Annotated in this window: 23 protein-coding genes and 1 tRNA gene; 16 read left to right on the forward strand and 8 right to left on the reverse strand. The window is 67.4% G+C overall.

Annotation, left to right across the window (positions count from 1 at the left end):
- Window positions 1-42 precede the first annotated feature (42 nt).
- The 3 genes from tatA (at window position 43) to tatC (ending at window position 1,680) form a co-directional block, all read left to right on the forward strand.
- Window positions 43-297 carry a Sec-independent protein translocase subunit TatA gene (gene tatA, locus Q0741_RS13540; RefSeq protein ID WP_298233733.1) on the forward strand — a complete coding sequence of 85 codons (255 nt, stop codon included), beginning with the start codon at window positions 43-45 and terminating at the stop codon, window positions 295-297.
- A 100-nt stretch (window positions 298-397) separates the two neighbouring features.
- A complete protein-coding gene (gene tatB, locus Q0741_RS13545; RefSeq protein ID WP_298233734.1) occupies window positions 398-886 on the forward strand; it encodes a Sec-independent protein translocase protein TatB in 489 nt (162 codons plus the stop codon).
- Entirely contained in the window at window positions 883-1,680 is a 798-nt protein-coding gene (gene tatC / locus Q0741_RS13550) for a twin-arginine translocase subunit TatC (RefSeq protein WP_298233735.1), read from the forward strand. The genes tatB and tatC overlap by 4 nt, the downstream gene beginning before the upstream one ends.
- 51 nt (window positions 1,681-1,731) lie before the next feature.
- Here the strand turns inward: tatC and Q0741_RS13555 are convergent, their stop codons facing one another.
- Window positions 1,732-2,904 carry a trypsin-like peptidase domain-containing protein gene (locus Q0741_RS13555; RefSeq protein ID WP_298233736.1) on the reverse strand — a complete coding sequence of 391 codons (1,173 nt, stop codon included), beginning with the start codon at window positions 2,902-2,904 and terminating at the stop codon, window positions 1,732-1,734.
- Between the two features lie 15 nt (window positions 2,905-2,919).
- Between Q0741_RS13555 and Q0741_RS13560 the strand changes: the two genes are divergently transcribed.
- Window positions 2,920-3,672, forward strand: a complete 753-nt coding sequence (locus Q0741_RS13560; protein WP_298233737.1) for a Nif3-like dinuclear metal center hexameric protein — start codon at window positions 2,920-2,922, stop codon at window positions 3,670-3,672.
- Window positions 3,669-4,730, forward strand: a complete 1,062-nt coding sequence (pdxA, locus tag Q0741_RS13565; protein ID WP_298233738.1) for a 4-hydroxythreonine-4-phosphate dehydrogenase PdxA — start codon at window positions 3,669-3,671, stop codon at window positions 4,728-4,730. Before Q0741_RS13560 ends, pdxA begins: the two co-directional genes overlap by 4 nt.
- Here the strand turns inward: pdxA and mscL are convergent.
- A complete protein-coding gene (mscL, locus tag Q0741_RS13570; protein ID WP_298233739.1) occupies window positions 4,727-5,182 on the reverse strand; it encodes a large conductance mechanosensitive channel protein MscL in 456 nt (151 codons plus the stop codon). The genes pdxA and mscL overlap by 4 nt on opposite strands.
- A 215-nt stretch (window positions 5,183-5,397) precedes the next feature.
- Between mscL and petA the strand changes: the two genes are divergently transcribed.
- The 6 genes from petA (at window position 5,398) to Q0741_RS13600 (ending at window position 9,582) form a co-directional block, all read left to right on the forward strand.
- Window positions 5,398-5,997: a ubiquinol-cytochrome c reductase iron-sulfur subunit gene (gene petA / locus Q0741_RS13575; RefSeq protein ID WP_298233740.1), complete on the forward strand. Its 600-nt coding sequence runs from the start codon at window positions 5,398-5,400 to the stop codon at window positions 5,995-5,997.
- A gap of 24 nt (window positions 5,998-6,021) precedes the next feature.
- Window positions 6,022-7,422 carry a cytochrome bc complex cytochrome b subunit gene (locus Q0741_RS13580; RefSeq protein ID WP_298233741.1) on the forward strand — a complete coding sequence of 467 codons (1,401 nt, stop codon included), beginning with the start codon at window positions 6,022-6,024 and terminating at the stop codon, window positions 7,420-7,422.
- A gap of 22 nt (window positions 7,423-7,444) precedes the next feature.
- Window positions 7,445-8,215 (forward strand): cytochrome c1, encoded by a 771-nt coding sequence (locus Q0741_RS13585; RefSeq protein ID WP_298233742.1) that lies wholly within the window; start codon window positions 7,445-7,447, stop codon window positions 8,213-8,215.
- Between the two features lie 110 nt (window positions 8,216-8,325).
- Window positions 8,326-8,943, forward strand: a complete 618-nt coding sequence (locus Q0741_RS13590) for a glutathione S-transferase N-terminal domain-containing protein (protein WP_298233743.1) — start codon at window positions 8,326-8,328, stop codon at window positions 8,941-8,943.
- Window positions 8,944-8,946: 3 nt separating this feature from the next.
- Window positions 8,947-9,468 carry a ClpXP protease specificity-enhancing factor gene (locus tag Q0741_RS13595; RefSeq protein ID WP_298233744.1) on the forward strand — a complete coding sequence of 174 codons (522 nt, stop codon included), beginning with the start codon at window positions 8,947-8,949 and terminating at the stop codon, window positions 9,466-9,468.
- A gap of 38 nt (window positions 9,469-9,506) precedes the next feature.
- Window positions 9,507-9,582 (forward strand) — tRNA-Thr (locus Q0741_RS13600).
- An 85-nt stretch (window positions 9,583-9,667) separates the two neighbouring features.
- Here Q0741_RS13600 and Q0741_RS13605 read toward each other — a convergent pair.
- Window positions 9,668-9,970 carry a hypothetical protein gene (locus Q0741_RS13605; RefSeq protein ID WP_043458475.1) on the reverse strand — a complete coding sequence of 101 codons (303 nt, stop codon included), beginning with the start codon at window positions 9,968-9,970 and terminating at the stop codon, window positions 9,668-9,670.
- A 162-nt stretch (window positions 9,971-10,132) separates the two neighbouring features.
- On the opposite strand from Q0741_RS13605, the gene secA reads away from it, so the two are divergent.
- From secA to Q0741_RS13620, 3 genes are all read left to right on the forward strand, one after another.
- A complete protein-coding gene (gene secA / locus Q0741_RS13610) occupies window positions 10,133-12,868 on the forward strand; it encodes a preprotein translocase subunit SecA (protein ID WP_298233745.1) in 2,736 nt (911 codons plus the stop codon).
- A 43-nt stretch (window positions 12,869-12,911) separates the two neighbouring features.
- On the forward strand, window positions 12,912-14,141 hold the full coding sequence (argJ, locus tag Q0741_RS13615) for a bifunctional glutamate N-acetyltransferase/amino-acid acetyltransferase ArgJ (protein ID WP_298233746.1): 1,230 nt from the start codon (window positions 12,912-12,914) through the stop codon (window positions 14,139-14,141).
- Between the two features lie 170 nt (window positions 14,142-14,311).
- A complete protein-coding gene (locus Q0741_RS13620; RefSeq protein ID WP_298233747.1) occupies window positions 14,312-18,226 on the forward strand; it encodes an FAD/FMN-binding oxidoreductase in 3,915 nt (1,304 codons plus the stop codon).
- On the opposite strand, the gene Q0741_RS13625 is transcribed toward Q0741_RS13620, so the two are convergent.
- The gene (locus tag Q0741_RS13625; RefSeq protein WP_298233748.1) at window positions 18,223-18,768 is read right to left on the reverse strand and encodes an MgtC/SapB family protein; all 546 of its coding nucleotides are present in this window, start codon (window positions 18,766-18,768) and stop codon (window positions 18,223-18,225) included. The two genes, Q0741_RS13620 and Q0741_RS13625, sit on opposite strands and share 4 nt — an antisense overlap.
- Window positions 18,769-18,857: 89 nt before the next feature.
- Window positions 18,858-19,844, reverse strand: a complete 987-nt coding sequence (locus tag Q0741_RS13630; RefSeq protein WP_298233749.1) for a tripartite tricarboxylate transporter substrate binding protein — start codon at window positions 19,842-19,844, stop codon at window positions 18,858-18,860.
- Window positions 19,845-19,931: 87 nt separating this feature from the next.
- Here Q0741_RS13630 and Q0741_RS13635 point away from each other — a divergent pair, with 87 nt between their 5' ends.
- Together Q0741_RS13635 and ubiE are read left to right on the forward strand one after the other, a co-directional pair.
- Window positions 19,932-20,342, forward strand: coding sequence for a DUF971 domain-containing protein (locus tag Q0741_RS13635; protein WP_298233750.1), 411 nt, complete (start codon window positions 19,932-19,934; stop codon window positions 20,340-20,342).
- 14 nt (window positions 20,343-20,356) lie between these two features.
- Window positions 20,357-21,088, forward strand: coding sequence for a bifunctional demethylmenaquinone methyltransferase/2-methoxy-6-polyprenyl-1,4-benzoquinol methylase UbiE (gene ubiE / locus Q0741_RS13640; protein ID WP_298233751.1), 732 nt, complete (start codon window positions 20,357-20,359; stop codon window positions 21,086-21,088).
- Between the two features lie 33 nt (window positions 21,089-21,121).
- Here ubiE and pssE read toward each other — a convergent pair whose 3' ends face one another.
- The 3 genes from pssE to Q0741_RS13655 are packed head-to-tail and all read right to left on the reverse strand — an operon-like array spanning window position 21,122 to window position 22,943.
- Entirely contained in the window at window positions 21,122-21,616 is a 495-nt protein-coding gene (pssE, locus tag Q0741_RS13645; RefSeq protein ID WP_298233752.1) for a PssE/Cps14G family polysaccharide biosynthesis glycosyltransferase, read from the reverse strand.
- Window positions 21,613-22,077 carry a hypothetical protein gene (locus tag Q0741_RS13650; protein ID WP_298233753.1) on the reverse strand — a complete coding sequence of 155 codons (465 nt, stop codon included), beginning with the start codon at window positions 22,075-22,077 and terminating at the stop codon, window positions 21,613-21,615. Before Q0741_RS13650 ends, pssE begins: the two co-directional genes overlap by 4 nt.
- Window positions 22,074-22,943, reverse strand: a complete 870-nt coding sequence (locus Q0741_RS13655; protein WP_298233754.1) for a hypothetical protein — start codon at window positions 22,941-22,943, stop codon at window positions 22,074-22,076. The genes Q0741_RS13650 and Q0741_RS13655 overlap by 4 nt, the downstream gene beginning before the upstream one ends.
- Window positions 22,944-22,989 lie beyond the last annotated feature (46 nt).

Below are 22,989 nucleotides of genomic sequence, written 5' to 3' on the forward strand. Positions count from 1 at the left end.
GCCACCCCCTAGAATCCCGGGATTGAACAAGGAGTTCCGGACATGGGTTCTTTCAGCATCTGGCATTGGCTGATCGTGCTGCTGGTGGTGGTGCTGATCTTTGGCACCAAGAAGCTCAAGAATTTGGGCTCGGACCTCGGAGGCGCGGTCAAGGGTTTCAAGGACGGCATGAAGGGGGCGGCGGAAGACAGCGGCTCGCCCACCACGACGACCACCGTGCCGCCGCAGCAGGTGAGCACGACGCACAAGGCCACCGATCCCAACACGGTGGATGTGGAGGCCCGGACCAAGTCCTGAGCCTGAACCGCAGGCGGTGAGGCCCGCCGCGTCGGCATGACGCCCCGGGCCACATCGCAGTTCACTTGCGGCGCCGCGGCGCCGCGCAACCTGTCTCCGGATGATCGATTTCGGTTTCGACAAGCTGGCGCTCATTGGCGCGGTGGCGCTGATCGTCATTGGCCCCGAGAAGCTGCCGCGCGTGGCGCGCACGGTGGGTCACCTCGTGGGCAAGGCGCAGCGCTACGTGGCCGACGTCAAGGCCGAGGTCAACCGCTCCATCGAGCTCGATGAACTCAAGAAGATGAAAACGCAGTTCGAGGATGCGGCACGCAACGTCGAACAGAGCGTGAACCAGGAGTTGCACGACACCACGCGCGACCTGGAACAGAGCTGGAACCAGGCTACGGGTTTCGACGGCAGCGGCACGGACGGCAGCGGCACCACGCTGGAGTCTCCGCCGCCGCAATACCAGCACCCGCGCAAGAACTGGCGGCTCAAGCGGGGCGCGACGCCGCTCTGGTACAAGCAGCGCAACGGCGTGCGCACGCGCGCCCAGTCGGGCGCGGCACGGGTGGCACGCTTCAGGCCGCCGCGCGCTTCCTCATGAGCGGCCAGCCTCCCAAGGACGAACTCGAGGGCACCGAGCAGCCGTTCGTCGAACACCTGGTCGAGCTGCGCGACCGCCTGATCAAGGCCCTGCTGGCCGTGGGCGTCGTCTTTGGCGTCCTGGCCTTCTATCCCGGCCCTGGCGCGCTCTACGACCTGCTGGCCGCGCCGTTGGTGGCCAATCTGCCGGAAGGCGCGACGCTGATCGCCACCAGCGTCATCTCGCCGTTCCTGGTGCCGCTGAAGATCACGCTGATGGCGGCGTTCCTGATTGCGCTGCCGGTGGTGCTCTACCAGGTCTGGGCCTTCGTGGCGCCGGGCCTGTATTCGCACGAGAAGCGCCTGGTGCTGCCGCTGGTGGTGGCCAGCACGCTGTTGTTTGCGCTGGGGGTGGCGTTCTGCTACTTCTTCGTGTTCGGGCAGGTCTTCAAGTTCATCCAGGGCTTCGCGCCCAAGAGCATCACGGCGGCGCCGGACATCGAGGCCTACCTCAGCTTCGTGCTGACCATGTTCATCGCCTTCGGCGCCGCCTTCGAGGTGCCGGTGGCGGTGGTGCTGCTGGCACGCATGGGCGTGGTGAGCATCGAACAGCTCAAGGCCTGGCGTGGCTACTTCATCGTGGTGGCCTTCATCATCGCCGCGGTGATCACACCGCCGGACGTGGTGTCGCAGCTCTCGCTGGCGATCCCGATGTGCCTGCTGTACGAGCTGGGGCTGTGGGCTGCCAAGCTCTTCATCCGCACCACCAAGGCGCCGGACGAGGAAGAGGCGGGCAGCAGCGACAAGGCCGCCTGAGCGATCTTTTCCCTGGCCTGAAAGCAAACGGCGGCCCAATGGCCGCCGTTTTCATTGCACGCGCTGCCCCGGCTTGGGCCGCTGGCCCACGGTGAGCTTCAGCTCCAGCGACTGGTTGCCGCGCTGCACGCCGATGACGGTATCACTGCGCGGCCTGAGTGCGGCCACTGCGCCCAGCAGCTGCGCGGTGTTGGCCACGGGGCGCTCGCCCACCTTCGTGACCACGTCGCCGGGCTTCATGCCGGCTTTGCCGGCCGGCCCGTTCTGCAACACGCCCGAGATCAGCACGCCCTCGCGTACGGGCAGATTGAAGCTCTGGACGAACTCGGGCGTGAGGTTCTGAGGCTCCACGCCGATCCATCCGCGCGTGACCTGGCCCTCGCGGATGAGGCTTTCCATCACTTGGCGCGCGGTGTCGGAGGGGATGGCGAAGCCGATGCCCAGGCTGCCGCCGCTGCGGGAAAAGATCGCGGTGTTGATGCCCACGAGCTGGCCGCGCGTGTCCACCAGCGCGCCGCCGGAGTTGCCGGGGTTGATGGGGGCGTCGGTCTGGATGAAGTTCTCGAAGGTGTTGATGCCGAGCTGGTTGCGTCCCAGCGCGCTGACGATGCCGGAGGTGACGGTCTGGCCCACGCCGAAGGGGTTGCCGATGGCCAGCACGATGTCGCCCACCTGCAGCGCCTCGGCCACGCCGAAGGTGATGGCGGGCAGGTTGGGCAGGTCGATCTTGAGCACGGCGACGTCGGTTTCGGGGTCGCTGCCCACCAGCCGCGCCTGCGCCTGGCGGCCGTCGGAGAGCTGCACCTCGATGTCGTCGGCGTCCTCGATGACGTGGTTGTTGGTGAGCAGGTAGCCGGTGCTGGAGACGATCACCGCCGAGCCCAGCCCTTTTTGCGGCTGCTGTGAGCCTGGGCCGTCGCGGAAGAAGAAGCGGAACCAGGGATCCTCGCCATGCGGATTGGGCCGCGCGCGGCCGCCGCTACCCTTGCGTGCCACCACGCTGACCACGGTGGGCGCGGCCACCCGCGCCGCGGCGGCGTAACCGCCGCCCGCGGGCGCCGAGGAGCCCGGCGCCGGCGGCGTGGCGCTGGAGATGGCGACCACCTCGGGGATCACCGGCCCTGGCGTGTTGCGCAGCCACTCGGGCTTGAGTGTCGTCACGACGAACAGCAGGGCAACGGCCACCGTGACGGCCTGCGAGAAAATCAGCCAGGTTCTGCGCATGAAAGGAAGCGGGCGATGGGCAGCGTGACGCGTGCCGAGATAGAGCAATACCTGAACCAGGCGCTGGCGGCGGACCGCTTCAAGGATTATGGGCCGAACGGCCTGCAGGTCCAGGGCAAGCCGGAAGTGCGGCGGCTGGTGTCCGGCGTGACCGCCAGCCGCGCGTTGATCGAGGCGGCCATCGCCGACGGGGCCGATGCGATCCTGGTGCACCACGGCCTGTTCTGGCGCGGCCAGGACGGGCGCCTGACCGGCTGGCTGGCCGAGCGCGTGAGGTTGCTGATGCGGCATGACATCAGCCTTCTGGCCTACCACCTGCCGCTGGACGCGCATGCCGAGTGGGGCAACAACGCGCAGCTCGGCCTGCAGCTAGGCCTGGCGGCCGACGCCCGCTTCGGCGAGCAGGACCTGGGTTTCATTGGCGAGGGTGGTGGTGTGGTGCTGGAGGCGCTGGCCGATCGCGTGGAGCGTTCGCTGGGCCGCGCACCGCTGGTGCTGCCGGGTGATGGCCGGCCCCTGCGCCGCATCGCCTGGTGCACGGGCGGGGCGCAGGGCTGGTTCGAGGCGGCCGTTGCCGCCGGCGCCGATGCCTACATCACGGGCGAGGTTTCCGAGCCGCAGGCGCATCTGGCGCGCGAGACCGGCGTGGCTTTCCTGGCCTGTGGCCACCACGCCACCGAGCGCTATGGGGCGCCCGCGCTGGCGGCGCACGTGGCCGAGCATTTCGGCCTGGAGCACCGCTTCATCGACATCGAGAACCCGGCATGACTTCCACGAACGACGAAGCAATGCGGCAGCCGCTGCTGGTGACCATGGGCGATGCCGCGGGCATTGGCCCCGAGATCGTGCTGCGCGCGCTCATGCGCGAGGACGCGCCGGCGGCGCTGGTGCTGGGCTGCCCGCGGGTGCTGCGCCGCGCGGCGGCGCTGCTGGGCGGAGCTGCCTGGCCGATGGCGGTGCTGGACGCGCCCGGCGACCTGGCGCAGTGCCCGCCACGCTGCGTTCCCGTATGGGCACCGCCGGGGTTGCCCGAGGGGCTGGAGACGCTGCCCTGGGGCCAGGTGGACGCACGCGCCGGGCGGGCGGCGGCGGTGTGCATCGAGGCCGCGGTGCGGCTGCTGCAGGAGGGTGTCGGGCGAGCCATCGTCACCGCGCCCATCCACAAGGAAGCGCTCTCGGCGGCGGGCGTGCCCTATCCGGGCCACACCGAGATGCTGCAGGCGCTGGCGGCGCCGGAAGGCGGCGAGCTGCCGCCGGTGCGCATGATGCTGGCCAACGAGGAACTGAAGGTGGTGCTGGTCACCATCCACATGGCGCTGCGCCGGGCGCTGGAGGTGCTGGATTTCGAGGGCGTGCTCTCCACGATCCGCATTGCGCACCGCGCCGCCGCGGCTTGGGGCCAGGCGGCACCGCGCATTGCCGTGGCGGGGCTCAATCCGCACGCGGGCGAGGGCGGGCTGTTTGGCGACGAGGAATTGCGCTACATCGCGCCGGCGGTGCAGGTGGCGCGCGCGGAAGGTATCGATGCCCGCGGCCCCTTCGCGCCGGACACGGTGTTCATGCGCGCGCGCCATGCGCTGCCCAGGCATCCGGGTGAGTTCGACCTGGTGGTGGCCATGACGCACGACCACGGCTTGATCCCGGTGAAGTACCTGGGTGTGGAGGAGGGCGTCAACGTCACGCTGGGGCTGCCCTTCGTGCGCACCAGCCCCGACCACGGCACCGCCTTCGACATCGCCGGCCGCGGGGTGGCCGACGACGCGAGCCTGCGCGCGGCGCTGCGCATGGCGCTGGCGCTCAGCGGCGCCGGCGCGGTGGCGGTTTAGGGCTGCTGGGGCTTTTGTTGCAGCGCGTCGCGGATCTCGCGCAGCAACACGATGTCTTCCGGTGCCGCGTCAGGCACTTCCGCCGGCGGCGGCTTGGGCTCCTCGCGGCGCAGCCGGTTGATTTGCTTGACCATCAGGAAGATCACGAAGGCCAGAATCAGGAAGTTCAGCGCCACCGTGATGAAGCTGCCGTAGGCGAACAGCGGCACGCCCGCCTTCGTCAGCGCGTCGTAGGTCATGGGGCCGGTGTAGTTGGGCGGTGGATCGGCCAGGCGGATGAAGTAGTTGGAGAAGTCCAGCCCGCCGACGATGCGGCCCACCAGCGGCATGATCAGGTCCTTGACTATCGAATCGACGATGCGCTGGAACGCCGCGCCGATGATCACGCCGACCGCCAGGTCGACCACGTTGCCCTTCATCGCGAAGGCCTTGAATTCGGACATGAAACTCATCAGCGGGTCCTTTTGACAGTTTTTCTGAGCGCCGTTGTAGCGCTAAGCACACACACGGCAGCGCTGAGTATTTCCGGCTTTTGATTTGAATCAAAGCTGCGAATACCGCTGTGACGGATGCATGGGAGCGTCAGCCACTCGAAAGGCTTTGTGTCAATCCTTGTCCGCTAGAATCTAGGGTTGCCCCTGAATCCGGAACAGTTCCTGAGGAAGCTATGTCAAAGCCTGAAGTCGACCAAGGCCGCCGCACCTGGGTGGCGATTGCCTGTGGCGCGGGTGCCGTCGGCGGTGTGGCCGCAGCCGTACCGTTTGTGAGCACTTTCACGCCGTCCGAGCGCGCCAAGGCCGCCGGTGCCGCCGTCGAGGCGGACATCAGCGCGCTCAAGCCCGGTGAAAAGATGACCGTGGAATGGCGCGGCAAGCCGGTGTGGATCGTCAAGCGCACTCCGGAGCAACTCGCGGGCCTGAAGAAGGTCGACGCGCAGGTGGCGGACCCGAATTCCGAGCGCAAGCCCGCGGAGCTCACGCCCGAGTACGCGCGCAACGAGCACCGCTCGATCAAGGAAGACATCTTGGTGGTGGTGGGCATCTGCTCGCACCTGGGCTGCTCTCCCAGCGACAAGTTCCAGGCCGGCGCGCAGCCGTCGCTGCCGGATGACTGGCAGGGCGGCTTCCTGTGCCCCTGCCACGGCTCGACCTTCGACATGGCCGGACGCGTGTTCAAGAACAAGCCCGCACCCGACAACCTCGAGGTGCCGCCGCACATGTACCTGTCGGACACCAAGCTGTTGATCGGCGAGGACAAGAAGGCCTGATCCCAGGCTCCCGGAGAACACCTCATGGCTGAATTCAAGACCGTACCCGCCGATGCGCCGGTCGCCCAGAAGCTGCTGAACTGGGTCGATAACCGCTTTCCGGCTTCCAAGCTCTACAAAGAGCACATGTCGGAGTACTACGCTCCGAAGAACTTCAACTTCTGGTACATCTTCGGCTCGCTGGCGCTGCTGGTGCTGGTGATCCAGATCGTCACCGGCATCTTCCTGGTGATGCACTACAAGCCCGACGCGAACGTTGCCTTCGCATCGGTCGAGTACATCATGCGCGACGTGCCCTGGGGCTGGCTGGTGCGCTACATGCACTCCACCGGCGCCTCGGCCTTCTTTGTCGTGGTGTACCTGCACATGTTCCGCGGGCTGATGTACGGCTCGTACCGCAAGCCGCGCGAGTTGGTATGGATCTTCGGCTGCGCGATCTTCCTGGCGCTGATGGCCGAGGCCTTCATGGGCTACCTGCTGCCCTGGGGCCAGATGTCGTACTGGGGCGCGCAGGTGATCGTGAACCTGTTCGCCGCCGTGCCGTTCGTCGGTCCGGACCTGGCGCTGCTGATTCGCGGCGACTACGTCGTGTCGGATGCCACGCTCAACCGCTTCTTCAGCTTCCACGTCATCGCCGTGCCGCTGGTGCTGCTGGGCCTGGTGGTGGCCCACATCATCGCGCTGCACGAAGTGGGTTCCAACAACCCCGACGGCGTGGAGATCAAGGCCAAGAAGGACGCCCTGGGCCGTCCGCTCGACGGCATCCCCTTCCACCCGTACTACACGGTGCATGACATCTTCGGCGTGAGCGTGTTCCTCGTCGCCTTCAGCGCGGTGGTGTTTTTCGCGCCCGAGTTCGGCGGCTATTTCCTGGAGTACAACAACTTCATCCCGGCCGACCCGCTGAAGACGCCGCCGCACATCGCGCCGGTGTGGTACTTCACGCCGTTCTACTCAATGCTGCGCGCCACGACCGACGTGATGGTCAACGTGCTGGCCGTCATCATCGCGCTGGCCGCCGTGCTGGCCGTGCTCAAGGGGCGTCTGCCGGGCAAGGCCAAGGTAGGCGTGTTGGTGGGTGCCGTGGTGGCTGTGGGCCTGCTCAAGGTCTTCGACGCCAAGTTCTGGGGCGTGGTGGTGATGGGCGGCGCCGTGATCATCCTGTTCTTCCTGCCCTGGCTGGACCATGCCCCGGCCAAGTCGATCCGCTACCGTCCGAACTGGCACAAGTACCTGTACGCCGTGTTCGTGGTCTTCTTCGTCGTGCTGGCCTATCTGGGCATCCAGCCGCCGTCCGAAGTGGGCACCCTCGTGGCGCAGGTCGGTACGCTCTTCTACTTCGGCTTCTTCCTGCTGATGCCGTGGTGGAGCCGCCTGGGCGATTTCAAGCCGGTGCCCGAGCGCGTCGTGTTCAAGGCGCATTGAGGCGACAGCCGGAGAAGCTCGAATGAAAAAGTTCATCCTCTCGCTCCTGGCCTCGCTGGCCATGGCCACGTCCGCCTTCGCTGCTGGTGGCGGCATCGCCTGGGACAAGTTCCCGGCGGACAAGCTCAATGACGTCGCTGCGCTGCAGAACGGCGCCAAGCTGTTCGTGAACTACTGCCTCAACTGTCACTCGGCGGCGTTCATGCGCTACAACCGCATGCGCGACATCGGGCTGACCGAACAGCAGATCAAGGACAACCTGATGTTCGCCACCGACAAGGTGGGTGATCTGATGAAGGTGTCGCTGGATGCGCGCGAAGCCAAAGAGTGGTTCGGCGCCACGCCGCCCGACCTGACCGTCATCGCGCGCTCGCGCGCCGACGGTGCCAAGGGCAGCGGCGCGGACTACCTCTACACTTACCTGCGCACCTTCTACCGCGACGACACCAAGGCGACCGGCTGGAACAACCTGGCTTTCCCCAGCGTCGGCATGCCGCACGTGCTGTGGGAACTGCAGGGCCAGCGCGTGGCCAAATTCGCCGAGGAGAAGGATCCGCACGATGCCAGCAAGACGGTGCACGTCTTCAAGGGCTTCGAGCAGGTCACGCCGGGCAAGATGGATGCTGCCCAGTTCGACAGCGCCATGGGCGACTTGGTGGCCTACCTGCAGTGGATGGGCGAGCCGGTGCAGAAGCAGCGCGTGCGCCTGGGTGTGGCGGTGCTGATCTTCCTGGGTCTGTTCACCTTCATCGCCTGGCGTCTGAACGCCGCCTACTGGAAGGACATCAAGTAAGCGAACCCTGCTGAACCGGCCCTGAAGGGCCGGCCAGACCCGCGCAGTGGGAGGCGTTGCCGCCCACTGCGCTTCATCATTTTCAGAGCGACAACAAAGGAGCCGTTGCCATGATGGTGCTCTACTCCGGAACCACCTGCCCCTACTCGCACCGATGCCGCTTCGTCCTGTTCGAGAAGGGCATGGACTTCGAGATTCGCGATGTGGACCTCTTCGCCAAGCCCGAAGACATCGCGCTGATGAATCCGTACAACGAGGTGCCAATCCTGGTTGAGCGCGACCTCATCCTGTACGAGTCGCACATCATCAACGAGTACATCGACGAGCGTTTCCCGCACCCGCAGCTCATGCCCGGCGATCCGGTGGCGCGTGCGCGCGTGCGGCTGTTCCTGCTCAACTTCGAGAAGGAGTTGTTCCTGCACGTCAACGTGCTGGAGGGCCGCGGCCAGGCCGTCAAGCCCACCGACAAGCAGTTGGAGAAGGCGCGCGCGCAGATCAAGGACCGCCTGACGCAGCTCGCCCCGATCTTCGTCAAGAACAAGTACATGCTCGGCGACGACTTCTCGATGCTGGATGTGGCCATCGCCCCGCTGCTGTGGCGCCTGGACTACTACGGGATCGACATGTCCAAGAATGCAGCGCCGCTGCTGAAGTATGCCGAGCGCATCTTCTCGCGCCCGGCCTACATCGAGGCACTGACGCCCTCCGAGAAGGTGATGCGCAAGTAAGCCATGAACGAGGCTGCCACTGACCAAGGCTCCAGCACGCGCCCGTACTTGATCCGGGCGCTGCACGACTGGTGCACCGACAACGGCTTCACGCCCTACCTGGCGGTCTTCGTGGACCGCAGCGTGCAGGTGCCGCTGGAGTACGTGAAGAACAACGAGATCGTGCTCAACATCGGTTTCGAGGCCACCTCGGGGCTGAAGCTGGGCAACGAGTTCATCGAGTTCAAGGCCCGCTTCGGCGGCCGCGCGCGCGAGATCGTGGTGCCGGTGGACCATGTGGTGGCCATCTACGCCCGCGAGAACGGGCAGGGCATGGCCTTCCCCGCGCCCGTCGCCACCGAGCCGGCGGAAGCCCAGGCGCCGGTGCCCGCGTCGGCGGCCTCGGCGCCGCAGGGGCTGCGCCTGGCCACGGCCGAGCCTGAAGCCGCGCAGCCCGAGGGTGAGAGCTCGGAGGGCGTCACGCCGCCCGAGCCGCCGCCGGAACCGCCCGCGCCCGGGCGCCCGTCGCTCAAGCGCATCAAGTAAAAAGGCAGCCATCGGCGGCTAAAATCCGCCGATGCCGTGCCGGCTTAGCTCAGTTGGTAGAGCAGCTGCCTTGTAAACAGCAGGTCACCCGTTCGATTCGGGTAGCCGGCACCACCTCAAGATGACAACGGCGCGTACCTCCCGGTACGCGCCGTTTTCCATTTCAGGGCGCATGGCGCGTCTTCACGCCTTCATCCCATCACGGCCGCAGGTGTATGCGGATGCGCTTGTCGCCAAAGCCCTCGTCGCGCAACTGCTGCTCGATGCGCGGCAGCAGCTGGCGCAGCTTGGCGGCGACGGCGGCGTTGGGGGCGAGCAGTGTCCAGCCGTCCTCGTCCACCGGGCCGGCGCGCAATTGCTGGCGCAGTGCCAGCGGCAGCGCGCGCGTGGCGACCTCGAAGCGCCGGTTCGACTCGCGCAGTCGCTGCGACAGGCGCTGCAGCGCGGCGTTTTCATTCAGCACCTGCGACAGGGGCAGGGCGGGAGGCAGCGTGGTGGCCATCGCCAAAGTGTAGCCAGCGCCTGCGAGGCTGCCCCGTGGGCGCGGCCTTGACGCCAGTCGGGGCAGGTGGCCGGGCGTCAAGAGTCGGTGAAGACCCGGGTGTTAAACTGCCCGGCTTGCCCGCCGCGGCGCTTCGCGGCTTTGCTCCCTCTTTATCACTGCATGTTGCCCAAGCTCCTGACCCAGATTTTCGGCAGTCGCAACGACCGCCTCCTGAAGCAGTACCGGCGCGTGGTGGAGCAGATCAACGCCCTGGAGCCCCAGTTCGAAAAGCTCGACGACGCGGGGCTGCAGGCCAAGACGGGCGAGTTCCGCGAGCGCCTGGCCAAGGGCGAGACCCTGGACGCGCTGCTGCCCGAGGCCTTTGCCACCGTGCGTGAAGCCGGCAAGCGCGTGCTCAAGATGCGCCACTTCGACGTGCAGCTCATCGGCGGCATGACGCTGCACCAGGGCAAGATTGCCGAGATGCGCACCGGCGAGGGCAAGACCCTCATGGCCACGCTGCCGGTGTACCTCAATGCGCTGCCCGGCAAGGGCGTGCACGTGGTCACGGTCAACGACTACCTCGCGCGCCGCGACGCGGAGTGGATGGGCCGGCTCTACAACTTCCTTGGGCTGTCCGTCGGCGTGAACGTGCCGGGCCTGAGCCGCGAGCAGAAGCAGGCCGCCTACAACGCCGATGTCACCTACGGCACGAACAACGAGTTCGGCTTCGACCTGCTGCGCGACAACATGGTCTACGAGGTCGCGGATCGCAGCCAGCGCGGACTCAACTACGCCATCGTTGACGAGGTGGACTCCATTCTCATCGACGAGGCGCGCACGCCGCTGATCATCAGCGGCCAGGCTGAGGACCACACCGAGCTCTACGTGCGCATCAACGCCGTGGTGCCAAAGCTCAAGAAGCAGATCGGCGAGGCCGATCCGCGCACCGGCGAAGGCGTGATCGAGCCGGGCGACTTCACGGTGGACGAGAAGACGCATCAGGTCTACCTCACCGAGGCCGGCCACGAGCACGCCGAGGAGATTCTCACCGAGGCCGGGCTGCTGGCCGAGGGCGCCAGCCTCTACGACCCGGCCAACATCACGCTGATGCACCACGTCTACGCGGCGCTGCGTGCCCACCACCTCTACAACCGCGACCAGCACTACGTGGTGCAAAACGGCGAAGTGGTGATCGTTGACGAGTTCACCGGCCGCCTCATGACCGGCCGGCGCTGGAGCGACGGCCTGCACCAGGCGGTGGAGGCCAAGGAAGGCGTGCAGATCCAGAGCGAGAACCAGACGCTCGCCTCCGTCACCTTCCAGAACTACTTCCGCCTGTACGGCAAGCTCGGCGGCATGACCGGCACGGCCGACACCGAGGCGTACGAGTTCCAGGAGATCTATGGGCTGGAGACGGTGGTGATCCCGCCGAACAAGCCCACCATCCGCAAGGACGAACTGGACCTGGTCTACAAGACGACCAAGGAAAAGTACGACGCGGTCGTCAAGGACATCCAGGACTGCGTCCAGCGCGGCCAGCCGGTGCTGGTGGGTACGACCTCGATCGAGAACTCCGAGATCGTCTCGAACCTATTGACCAAGATCGGGCTGCCGCACCAGGTGCTCAACGCCAAGCAGCACGCCAAGGAAGCGGAGATCGTGGCGCAGGCCGGCCGGCCCGGCGTCATCACCATCGCCACCAACATGGCCGGCCGCGGCACGGACATCGTGCTCGGCGGCAACGTCGAGAAGCAGATCCAGTTCCTCGAAGCTGACGAGAGCATCCCAGCCGAAGACAAGGCGCGCCGCATCCAGCAGCTGCGCGACGAGTGGGCGGGCCTGAACGCACAGGTGAAGGCCGCGGGCGGCCTGCGCATCATCGCCACCGAGCGCCACGAAAGCCGTCGCATCGACAACCAGTTGCGGGGCCGCTCCGGCCGCCAGGGCGATCCGGGCAGCTCGCGCTTCTACCTGAGCCTGGACGACTCGCTGATGCGCATCTTTGCGGGCGACCGCGTGCGCGCCATCATGGACCGGCTCAAGATGCCGGAGGGCGAGGCGATCGAGGCCGGCATCGTCACGCGCTCCATTGAAAGCGCGCAGCGCAAGGTCGAGGCCCGCAACTTCGACATCCGCAAGCAGCTGCTGGAGTACGACGACGTCGCCAACGACCAGCGCAAGGTCATCTACCAGCAGCGCAACGAGATCCTGGAGGCGCAGAGCCTCGATGATCAGATCTCCAACCTGCGCCGCAGCACCATGACGGCGCTGGTGCGCGAGTACGTGCCGCCGGAGAGCCTGGAAGAGCAGTGGGACCTCGCCAGCCTGGAGCGCCAGCTGCGCGAGGAGTGGCAGATCGAGCTGCCGCTGAAGTCCATCGTCGAGGGCAGCCAGTCCGTCACCGACGAGGACATCGTCGAAGCCGTGGTGAAGGCCGCCGACGAGGTTTTCGCCGCCAAGGTGGCGCAGGTGGGTGCCGAGCAGTTCACGCCCTTCATGCGCATGGTGCTGCTGCAGTCCATCGACACGCACTGGCGCGAGCACCTCGCCGCGCTGGACTACCTGCGCCAGGGCATCCACCTGCGCGGCTACGCGCAGAAGAACCCCAAGCAGGAATACAAGCGCGAGGCCTTCGAGCTCTTCGCACAGCTGCTGGACGTGGTCAAGACCGAGGTCACGCGCGTGCTGATGACGGTGCGCATCCAGACACAGGAGCAGGTGGCGCAGGCCGCCGAGGCGTTGGAAGAGCGTGCCGGTGCCGTCAGCAACGTGACCTACACGCACCCCAACGATGACGGCTCGGTGTCGCAGGACCGCGACCCGTCCGCCGAGGTGCCCAAGGTCGGACGCAACGATCCCTGCCCCTGCGGCAGCGGCAAGAAATACAAGCAGTGCCACGGCAAGCTCAGCTGAGCCAGGCCGAGCGCCTGGAGCCCTACTGCAAGGAGTTGATTCGATGCCCGTGAACCTGTCCGCGCCCGATCCCGCCACGCTCGCGCCCGTGCCCGGCGTGCGCATCGGTACCGCCATGGCCGGCGTGCGCAAGGCCAACCGCCGCGATCTGACCGTCATGACCCTGGTCGAGGGTTCGGCCGTGGCCGGCGTGTTCACGCTCAACCGCTTCTGCGCCGCTCCGGTGCAGCTGTGCCGCGAATATCTGGCCGCGGGCAGCGCCGTGCGTGCGCTGGTCATCAACACCGGCAACGCCAACGCCGGCACCGGCGAGGACGGCCTGGTGCGCGCACGCCGCACCTGCATCGCGCTGGCGAAGCGGCTGAGCCTGTCTCCCGAGCAGGTGCTGCCGTTCTCCACCGGCGTGATCATGGAAACGCTGCCGGTGGAGCGCATCGAGGCCGGGCTGCCGGCGGCGCTGGCGGACCTCAAGGAAGACAACTGGGCACTGGCGGCCGAGGCCATCATGACCACCGACACGCTGCCCAAGGCCGCCTCGCGCCAAGTGCAGATCGGTGGCCGCACCGTCACCGTCACCGGCATCAGCAAGGGCGCCGGGATGATCCGCCCCAACATGGCCACGATGCTGGGCTTCGTCGCCACCGACGCCGTGGTCGCCCCGGCGCTGCTGCAGCCGTTGGTCAAGGAAGCGGCCGACGCCAGCTTCAACCGCATCACCATCGATGGCGACACCTCCACCAACGACTCGTTCGTGCTGATCGCCACCCGCCAGGCGGGCCACGCCGAGATCACTTCGCTGGACTCGGCCGAGGGCCAGGCGCTACGAGAGGCGGTGATTGCCGTGTCGCAGCAGCTGGCACAGGCCATCGTGCGCGACGGCGAGGGCGCCACCAAGTTCATCACCGTGCGCATCGACGGTGGCCGCAACGAAGATGAGTGTCGCCAGGCGGCCTACGCCATCGCGCACTCGCCGCTGGTCAAGACCGCCTTCTTCGCCAGCGACCCGAACCTGGGCCGCATCCTGGCTGCGGTGGGCTATGCCGGCATCAGCGACCTGGACCAGGGCCTGATCGACCTGTTCCTGGACGACGTGCACGTGGTGGTGCAGGGCGGCCGGCATCCGGACTACCAGGAGGCTGATGGCCAGCGCGTGATGAAGCAGGCCGAGATCACCGTGCGCGTGGACCTGCGCCGTGGCCCGGCGAGCGCCACTGTCTGGACTTGCGACCTCTCGCACGACTACGTCAGCATCAACGCCGACTACCGCTCCTGACGCGAGCCCGCGGCGCCCGCCTTGCCGGGCCGCCGCACAGCAGTCGCCCGGCGCCGACTCCTACGCGCCGACGCGCCCCGCCTGTTCCCCTCATTCCCGGGGGAAACCCTGTGCGGGGTACATTCCTTTTTTTCGCGCTCATCCGGGTGCGAATCGCGCGCCAGCTCCCCATGAACGCACCCATTCCCGTCAATACCCTGGCCGGCGCCGCCGTGGCGGCCGCCATCGAAGACACGCCGCGCCTGCGCGAGATCCCCTACAACTACACCTCCTTCTCCGACCGCGAAATCGTGTCGCGGCTGCTGGGCGAGCGGGCTTGGGATCTGCTGCTGCAGCTGCGCGAGCAGCGCCAGACCGGCCGCTCGGCGCGCATGCTCTACGAGGTGCTGGGCGACATCTGGGTGGTTCAGCGCAACCCGTACCTGCAGGACGACCTGCTGGACAACCCCAAGCGCCGCGAGGCGCTGATCCAGGCGCTGCACCACCGCCTGGGCGAGGTTGGCAAGCGCCGCCATCCGGAAGACGACGCGCAGCGCGACGCGCTGGTGGGCGAGCTGCTGGGCCTGGCGCAGCAGGCGGTGGCGGACTTCGGCGCCGCCTTCACCCAGATCGACGAGCTGCGCCGCCGCGCGCGGCGCGTGCTGGGCCGCCACACGGCCAAGGACAACATCAAGTTCGACGGCCTCTCGCGCGTGGCGCACGTGACGGATGCCACTGACTGGCGCGTCGAATATCCCTTCGTGGTGCTCACGCCCGATACCGAGGCCGAGATGGCCGCGTTGGTGGCCGGCTGCGTGGAGCTGGGCCTGACCATCATCCCGCGCGGGGGCGGCACGGGCTACACGGGCGGTGCAGTGCCGCTGACCTGGAAGAGCGCCGTCATCAACACCGAGAAGCTGGAGCAGATGACGGAGGTCGAGCTGGTCGATCTGCCCGGCGTGCCGCACAAGGTGGCAACGATCTGGACCGGCGCCGGTGTGGTGACGCAGCGCGTGGCCGATGCCGCCGAGCGCGCGGGCTACGTCTTCGCGGTCGATCCGACCTCGGCCGAGGCCAGCTGCGTGGGCGGCAACATCGCCATGAACGCCGGCGGCAAGAAGGCGGTGCTGTGGGGCACGGCGCTGGACAACCTGGCCTCCTGGCGCATGGTCACGCCGGAAGCCAAGTGGCTGGAGGTGGTGCGCCTGGAGCACAACCTGGGCAAGATCCACGACGCCCCGCAGGTGCGCTTCGAGCTGCGTTACTTCGACGCTTCGGGCAAGACGCTGGAGCGCACCGAGATCATCGACGTGCCGGGCAGCATCTTCCGCAAGGAGGGGCTCGGCAAGGACGTCACAGATAAATTCCTGGCCGGCATTCCCGGTATCCAGAAGGAAGGCTGCGACGGCCTGATCACCAGCGCGCGCTGGGTGGTGCACCGCATGCCCGCGCACGTGCGCACGGTGTGCCTGGAGTTCTTCGGCAACGCCAAGGAAGCGGTGCCCTCCATCGTCGAGATCAAGGACTTCATGTTCGCCCAGGCCAAGGCCGGCGGCGCGATCCTGGCCGGCCTGGAGCACCTGGACGACCGCTACCTGAAGGCCGTGGGCTACGCCACCAAGAGCAAGCGCGGCACGCTGCCCAAGATGGTGCTGATCGGCGACATCGTTGGCGACGACGACGCGGCCGTGGCCCGCGCCACCAGCGAGGTGGTGCGCCTGTCCAACGGCCGCTCGGGCGAGGGTTTCATCGCCGTCAGCGCCGACGCGCGCAAGAAGTTCTGGCTCGACCGCAAGCGCACCGCGGCCATCGCGCGCCACACCAACGCCTTCAAGGTCAACGAGGACGTGGTGATCCCGCTGGAGCGCATGGGCGAGTACACCAACGGCATCGAGCGCATCAACATCGAGCTCTCCCTGCGCAACAAGCTGCAGTTGATCGATGCCCTGGAGACGTTCTTCAGCCGCGGCAACCTGCCTCTGGGCAAGACCGACGACGCCAACGAGATCCCCAGCGCCGAGCTGCTGGAGGACCGGGTGCAGCAGGCGCTGCAGCTGCTGCGCGAGGTGCGCGCGCTGTGGAAGGGCTGGCTGGAGCAGCTCGACGCGGCGCAGGCCCACTACGGCGGGCGCAGCTTCTTCGAGCTGCTGCAGGACACCTCGCTGCGCGCGTCGTGGAAGACGCAGGTGTTCAAGCCGCTGCAGGGCCTGTTTGCCGGCGCGGCCTTCGCGCCGATCCTGGAAGAGTGCCGCCGCATCCACAAGCAGGTGCTGCGCAGCCGGGTGTGGGTGGCGCTGCACATGCACGCCGGCGACGGCAACGTGCACACCAACATCCCGGTGAACTCCGACGACTACCAGATGCTGCAGACCGCCCACGAGGCGGTGGGCCGCATCATGGTGCTGGCGCGCAGCCTGGGTGGCGTGATCTCGGGGGAGCACGGCATCGGCATCACCAAGCTGGAGTTCCTCACCGACGAGGAGCTGCAGGGCTTCGCGGACTACAAGAAGCGCGTCGATCCGGAAGGGCGCTTCAACAAGGGCAAGCTGCTGCGCAACCCGCAGGCGCTGGGCCCGGACGTGCGCGCGGCGGACCTCGCGCATGCCTACACGCCCAGCTTCGGGCTGCTGGGGCACGAGTCGTTGATCATGCAGCAGAGCGACATCGGCGCCATCAGCGATTCGATCAAGGACTGCCTGCGCTGCGGCAAGTGCAAGCCCGTGTGCGCCACGCACGTGCCGCGCGCCAACTTGCTCTACAGCCCGCGCAACAAGATCCTGGCCACCTCGCTGCTGGTGGAGGCCTTCCTGTACGAGGAGCAGACGCGCCGCGGCGTGTCGATCAAGCACTGGCAGGAGTTCGAGGACGTGTCGGACCACTGCACGGTCTGCCACAAGTGCGCCACGCCCTGCCCGGTGAAGATCGACTTCGGCGACGTGTCGATGAACATGCGCAACCTGCTGCGCAAGATGGGCCAGAAGAGCTTCAGGCCCGGCAACGCGGCGGCGATGTTCATGCTGAACGCGACCAACCCGGCCACCATCAACCTGGTGCGCGGCGCCATGGTGAACGTCGGCTTCAAGGCGCAGCGCCTGGCCAACGACGTGATGAAGCTCGCCGCGCGCAAGCAGACCGCGCTGCCGCCGGCCACGCACGAGAAGGCGCCGGTGCGCGAGCAGGTGATCCACTTCGTCAACAAGAAGCTGCCCGGTGGCTTGCCGAAGAAGACGGCACGCGCGCTGCTGGACATCGAGGACAAGAACTACGTCCCGATCATCCGCAACCCCAAGGCGACCACGGCGGACACGGAGGCGGTGTTCTATTTCCCGGGCTGCGGCTCGGAGCGCCTGTTCAGCCAGGTGGGCTTGGCCACGCAGGCCATGCTGTGGCACGCGGGCGTGCAGACGGTGCTGCCGCCGGGCTACCTGTGCTGCGGCTACCCGCAGCGCGGCAGCGGCCAGTTCGAGAAGGCCGAGAAGATCATCACCGACAACCGGGTGCTCTTCCACCGTGTGGCCAACACGCTCAACTACCTGGACATCAAAACCGTGGTGGTGAGCTGTGGCACCTGCTACGACCAGCTCCAGGGCTACGAGTTCGACAAGATCTTCCCCGGCTGCCGCATCGTGGACATCCACGAGTACCTGCTGGAGAAGGGCATCAAGCTCGACGGCGCGGGCACGTACCTCTACCACGACCCCTGCCACACGCCCATGAAGCAGCAGGAGCCGATGAAGACGGTCAAGGCGCTGCTGGGCGACAACGTGCTCAAGAGCGAGCGCTGCTGCGGCGAGAGCGGCACGCTGGGCGTGACGCGCCCCGACATCTCTACCCAGGTGCGCTTCCGCAAGACCGAGGAACTGCGCAAGACCGAGACCGCGCTGCGCGCTTCGGGCCAGGTCGGCGCCAAGGAGGACATCAAGATCCTCACCTCCTGCCCGAGCTGCCTGCAGGGGCTCAGCCGCTACGGCGAGGACCTGGACAACGGGCTGCTGCAGGCCGACTACATCGTGATCGAGATGGCGCGCAAGATCCTGGGCGAGAACTGGATGCCCGACTACGTGGCCCAGGCCAACGCTGGCGGCATCGAGCGCGTGCTGGTCTAAGCGTCGTCGTACTTGTCGGTGGCGCGGCGGCCGGAGCCCCGGTCGTCGGTCTGGGCAGTGGCGTCGTGCGAGTGCTCGTGCTCCTCGAAGCGCGAGACGATGGCCAGGATCACCAGCGTGATGAAGGTGGCCAGCAGCGCCGTCGCCTCGCGGCCCTGGCCCACGGCGATGCCGATGGCCGCGGTGGCCCAGATGCTCGCCGCGGTGGTGAGGCCGCGGATCTCGCCTTGGGCGTTGAGCTTGAGTACCGCGCCTGCGCCCAGGAAGCCGATGCCCGAGATCACGCCTTGCAGCACGCGGCTCATGCCGTCCTCTTCCAGGCCCGCCTGCGCGGGCGCCAGCACGAACAGCGCCGCGCCCAGCGCCACCAGCATGTGCGTGCGCAACCCCGCCGCGCTCTGCCGCCGCTCGCGCTCCCAGCCGATAGCCGCACCCAGCAGCACGGCCACCGTCAGCCGCATGCAGGCGCGGGTGAGCTGCTCAACGTCGGAGAGGTCGGCGAACTCCGAGCGGATCGTCTGCGCCACCTGTGCCCAGCTCATCGTGCGGGGACGCCGGTCTCGCGCCGGATGCCATTTCTTGTCATGCGCCGTGCGCGGCAAGAAAGGCGCCCGCCGCGGCGCGCCATCCCTTATTCGGCGGAGAGGCGGCGGGAGCGGATCAGCTGGTGCCAGAAGGCCGTTTCCTTCTGCAGGAAGGCCGTGAGCGCCGCCGGATCGCCGGGCAGCACCTCCAGGCCGAACTCCTCCAGCTTCGGCTTGATCTCCGGCGCCAGGATGGCCTTGCGCATTTCCGCGGACAGCCGCTGGACGATGGGCTCCGGCGTGCCGCGCGGCACGAACAGCGCCTGCCAGGCCGTGGCCTCGAAGCCCGATACGCCCGCTTCCTGCAGCGTGGGCACCTGGGGCAGGGCGGGGATGCGCTGGGGCGACATCACCGCCAGCGCCTTGAGCTTGCCGCTGCGGATCAGCGGCAGCCCGGCGGCGGTGTCCAGCACCGTCATCGGCAGCTGGCCGGCCATCACGTCCTGCGATGCGAAGGCCGTGCCGCGGTAGGGCACGTGCACCACGAAGCTGCCCGTGCGCTCCTTGAGCAGCTCCATCGCCAAGTGGTGCGGGCTGCCCACGCCGGGCGAGGCGTAGCTGAAGCGCCCCGGGTTGGCCTTGAGCTCCCGCAGCCACTGCCGCGCGTCGTTGAAGCCCGACTGCGGGTTCACGACCACGATGAGCGGGAAGCGCGCCATGAAGCCCACCGGCGCGAAATCCTTCGGGTCGTAGGGCAGGCGCTTGTACATCGCCTGGTGGAACACCATCGCGCCGTTGTCGCCGGTGAGCAGCGTGTAGCCGTCGTGCGCGGACTTGGCGGCGTTCTCCGTGCCGATGATGCCGGCGGCACCGGGGCGGTTCTCGATGTAGATGGTCTGGCCCAGCTGCCTGCCCATCTGCGGCGCCAGCTGCCGCGCCAGGAAGTCCGAGCCGCCGCCGGCCGGGTAGGCCACCACCCAGCGGATCGGCCTGGACGGCCAGGCTTCCTGCGCCGCTGCGGCAAGGGACAGGGACAGGCCCGGCAGCGAGGCGCTGGCGGCTTGCAGGAGGCGGCGGCGGGACAGCTTGGTCATGGTCAGGGGCTGGACAAATGGGGCCATCTTAGCCAGCGGGATAATCGGGCCCGAACGCGCCTCGGCGCACCGGATTCCGGAGTCCCCATGAGCAGCAGCCCGCAGCACCAGCCCACCGCCCTTACCGTGCACCAGCAGTCCAGGCAACTGGAGATCAGCTTCGAGGATGGCGCCACCTTCCGCATTCCCTTCGAGCTGATGCGCGTGTATTCGCCCTCGGCCGAGGTGCAGGGCCACGGCCCGGGCCAGGAGGTGCTGCAGACGGGCAAGCGCCAGGTGGAGATCGTGGGCATCGAGCCCGTGGGCCACTACGCGGTGCAGCCCAGCTTCTCCGACGGGCACGACTCCGGCATCTTCACCTGGGACTACCTGTACTTCCTCGGCTCGCAGCAGCAGCAGCTGTGGCAGGACTACGAAAAACGGCTGCAGGAAGCCGGTGTCGAACGCGACGCGCCCATGCCCGAGAAGTCGGGCGCCTCCTGCGGCCACCACCACTGAGCGATTCCCCCTTCATGAGCCAGACCCATTTCGGTTTCGAGACCGTCGAAGAACAGGAAAAGGCGCGCCGTGTGCGCGGCGTGTTCGATTCCGTCGCGTCCAAGTACGACGTGATGAACGACCTGATGTCCATGGGCCTGCACCGTGCGTGGAAGGCGTACACGCTGGCGGTCGCGAACCTGCGCGAGGGCCAGCGTGTGCTGGACATCGCCGGCGGCACGGGTGACCTGGCGCGCGCCTTCGCGCCCAAGGTGGGGCCGAGCGGCCTGGTGGTGCACACCGACATCAACGAGGCCATGCTGCGCACCGGCCGCGACCGGCTGCTGGACGAAGGCATGGTGCTGCCCAGCACCATCTGCGACGCCGAGAAGCTGCCGTTCCGCGAAGGCACCTTCGATCTCGTCAGCGTGGCCTTCGGCCTGCGTAACATGACGCACAAGGACGTCGCGCTGGCCGAGATGGCGCGCGTGCTCAAGCCGGGCGGCCGCCTGATGGTGCTGGAGTTCTCCAAGGTGGCGGCGCCGCTGCAGAAGGCCTACGACTGGTACTCCTTCCAGGTGCTGCCGCGCCTGGGCAAGCTGGTGGCCGGCGACGCCGACAGCTACCGCTACCTGGCCGAGTCGATCCGCATGCACCCGGACCAGGCCACGCTCAAGGCGATGATGAAGACGGCCGGCTTCGGCCACGTGGACGTGCACAACCTCAGCGCCGGCGTGGTGGCGCTGCACGTGGGCATCAAGTGCTGATGAGAAACGCCGGCGCCTGAAGGCCGCCGGCGCTCAGGCACGGCGCGGCGCGCACTCTGTGGCCAGGAACTGGCCGATGCGTTCCGCCAGCCGCTGCGGCGATGCGTGGCGCTGGCGCGGCTCGAAGCCGCGCAGCGCCTGCAGCCGCTCGGGCAGCTGCTCCAGCTCGTAGGCCACCAGCACGTGCTGCAGCTCTTCGAAGCGGCGCGCGGTGGCGATCTGGTGGTCGTTCACGTGCTCGCCGAAGCGCGCCAGCCGCGGCACCACCAGCAGCCGCTTGTCGTGCTGCAGCGCCATCGCGATGGTGCCGGCCCCCGCGTGGCTCACGAGCATGGAGGACTGCGCCAGCAACTCGTCGAAGGCCGTGCGCGACAGGAAACGATGGAAGGGCATGTGCCGCGGCTCGTAGCTGCCGTCGCCGATCTGCGCCACCACCTCCTCGCCGATGCGCTTGGCGCCCACCAGCGCGTCCATCTCCCGCACCAGGCGGTCGAAGGGGAACATGCTGCCCACGGTCAGCAGGATCACAGCACCTCCCCGGCGTACTCCACGCCCCGGTAGCGCGCCGCGACGGCCGGCCACTGGGCCAGGCACAGGTCGGCGACGCGGCGCATCAGGCGCCCGCTGACGGACAGGGCCTCGATCTGCGCCACGCTGTCGATCCACACCACCTTGGCGCCCAGCAGCTTGGACCAGATGCAGAACAGCGCCAGCGGCATGGAGCCGGTGGTCACCACCACATCGGGCCGCAGCTTCCAGGCCAGCCCCAGGGTACGGCCCAGGACCGCCACCGCCTGGAAGGGCTTGCGGCGGTCGCACTCGCCGATCACGTGCACCGGCCGCCCGCCGGTGTCGAAACCCGAGGCCGCGATCTCCATGGTGGTGATGTAGGCCGCGGGCTGCGCGGGCCACAGGCCCTGCGCGTGGCGCAGCAGGATCTGCAACTCGTTGGCATGCCCGCCCGCCGAGGCACCGACGACCAGCTTCATTGCGGCGCCAGGCTCAATTCATCGATCAGCTGCTTGGTGTGCCGAATATTGGCGTGCGAGGAGGCACCAAACACGATCGACTCGATACGGGGCTGGCGGCAGACATAGTCGATGGCCTCGCGAGGTGCGATCGCACCCGAGGCCAGGACCGACATCGCCACCGGCCGAAAACGGCGCTGCGCGATGGCCTGCTCGTAGGCGGGAATGCCGCCGCACATGCGAAAACCGATCTTGTTGATGTTGGCGCAAACGATGGGATTTTCGATGCCCAGTTCGTCCAGCACGTCGAGCAGGCGCGGCAAATTCATGGTGATATAGCCGGGCTCTGCGCCGTAGGCATTGCGCACGTGGTCATGGAACATGCGCAACACCGGCTTGAGATTCAGGCCCAGGAACAGGTCCGTGATGACGTTCTGCAGAAAGATCACGGGTGTCGGCAGCCCGCGGAACATTTTCATTTCCGCATCGACCAGCAGCTGCAGGATCTTTTCAACGTCCTTGTTGGCCAGTGCCATGCCGCCCTTGAGCATGGCACCCAGCGAGCCTTCCTCGGGCAGGAATTTCTTCAGCGCTTCCAGCATGCCGTACTCGGTCACGGCATTGGCATATTTGTGCGCATAAGGCATGCAGGGGTAGAAGGCGTAATCCGGATACCGGTCCCGGTGGGTGCGGAAGTAATCGCAGATTTCACCCACGCGGTCGTGCGTGGTGCACATGAAGGTACGGATGCCTTCCTGGTAGGCGGCATCCAGCACCTTGATGATGGCGGAGGTGTCCTGGAAGCGCATGGCTTGCGCCCGCGCTTTTTCCTCGGACATGTGGTTCACGCCGAAAAACTGGTTATCACCGAAAAGCACGCGATCCATGGGGATCGATCGGGGTTGAGACATCGACATGGGAGTGGCTGGCGCT

The organism is uncultured Azohydromonas sp. (assembly GCF_937926365.1).
In the GTDB taxonomy this organism is placed as follows: domain Bacteria; phylum Pseudomonadota; class Gammaproteobacteria; order Burkholderiales; family Burkholderiaceae_C; genus Azohydromonas.

Coding starts and splice junctions, on each gene's coding strand:
- Q0741_RS13585 (WP_298233742.1), top strand. CDS start 7,445: ATGAAAAAGTTCATCCTCTCGCTCCTGGCCTCGCTGGCCATGGCCACG.
- Q0741_RS13630 (WP_298233749.1), bottom strand. CDS start 19,844: ATGACCAAGCTGTCCCGCCGCCGCCTCCTGCAAGCCGCCAGCGCCTCG.
- Q0741_RS13655 (WP_298233754.1), bottom strand. CDS start 22,943: ATGGATCGCGTGCTTTTCGGTGATAACCAGTTTTTCGGCGTGAACCAC.
- ubiE (WP_298233751.1), top strand. CDS start 20,357: ATGAGCCAGACCCATTTCGGTTTCGAGACCGTCGAAGAACAGGAAAAG.
- Q0741_RS13560 (WP_298233737.1), top strand. CDS start 2,920: ATGGGCAGCGTGACGCGTGCCGAGATAGAGCAATACCTGAACCAGGCG.
- Q0741_RS13650 (WP_298233753.1), bottom strand. CDS start 22,077: ATGAAGCTGGTCGTCGGTGCCTCGGCGGGCGGGCATGCCAACGAGTTG.
- Q0741_RS13605 (WP_043458475.1), bottom strand. CDS start 9,970: ATGGCCACCACGCTGCCTCCCGCCCTGCCCCTGTCGCAGGTGCTGAAT.
- tatC (WP_298233735.1), top strand. CDS start 883: ATGAGCGGCCAGCCTCCCAAGGACGAACTCGAGGGCACCGAGCAGCCG.
- Q0741_RS13590 (WP_298233743.1), top strand. CDS start 8,326: ATGATGGTGCTCTACTCCGGAACCACCTGCCCCTACTCGCACCGATGC.
- tatB (WP_298233734.1), top strand. CDS start 398: ATGATCGATTTCGGTTTCGACAAGCTGGCGCTCATTGGCGCGGTGGCG.
- tatA (WP_298233733.1), top strand. CDS start 43: ATGGGTTCTTTCAGCATCTGGCATTGGCTGATCGTGCTGCTGGTGGTG.
- Q0741_RS13625 (WP_298233748.1), bottom strand. CDS start 18,768: ATGAGCTGGGCACAGGTGGCGCAGACGATCCGCTCGGAGTTCGCCGAC.
- petA (WP_298233740.1), top strand. CDS start 5,398: ATGTCAAAGCCTGAAGTCGACCAAGGCCGCCGCACCTGGGTGGCGATT.
- argJ (WP_298233746.1), top strand. CDS start 12,912: ATGCCCGTGAACCTGTCCGCGCCCGATCCCGCCACGCTCGCGCCCGTG.
- mscL (WP_298233739.1), bottom strand. CDS start 5,182: ATGAGTTTCATGTCCGAATTCAAGGCCTTCGCGATGAAGGGCAACGTG.
- Q0741_RS13555 (WP_298233736.1), bottom strand. CDS start 2,904: ATGCGCAGAACCTGGCTGATTTTCTCGCAGGCCGTCACGGTGGCCGTT.
- Q0741_RS13620 (WP_298233747.1), top strand. CDS start 14,312: ATGAACGCACCCATTCCCGTCAATACCCTGGCCGGCGCCGCCGTGGCG.
- Q0741_RS13635 (WP_298233750.1), top strand. CDS start 19,932: ATGAGCAGCAGCCCGCAGCACCAGCCCACCGCCCTTACCGTGCACCAG.
- pdxA (WP_298233738.1), top strand. CDS start 3,669: ATGACTTCCACGAACGACGAAGCAATGCGGCAGCCGCTGCTGGTGACC.
- Q0741_RS13595 (WP_298233744.1), top strand. CDS start 8,947: ATGAACGAGGCTGCCACTGACCAAGGCTCCAGCACGCGCCCGTACTTG.
- secA (WP_298233745.1), top strand. CDS start 10,133: ATGTTGCCCAAGCTCCTGACCCAGATTTTCGGCAGTCGCAACGACCGC.
- Q0741_RS13580 (WP_298233741.1), top strand. CDS start 6,022: ATGGCTGAATTCAAGACCGTACCCGCCGATGCGCCGGTCGCCCAGAAG.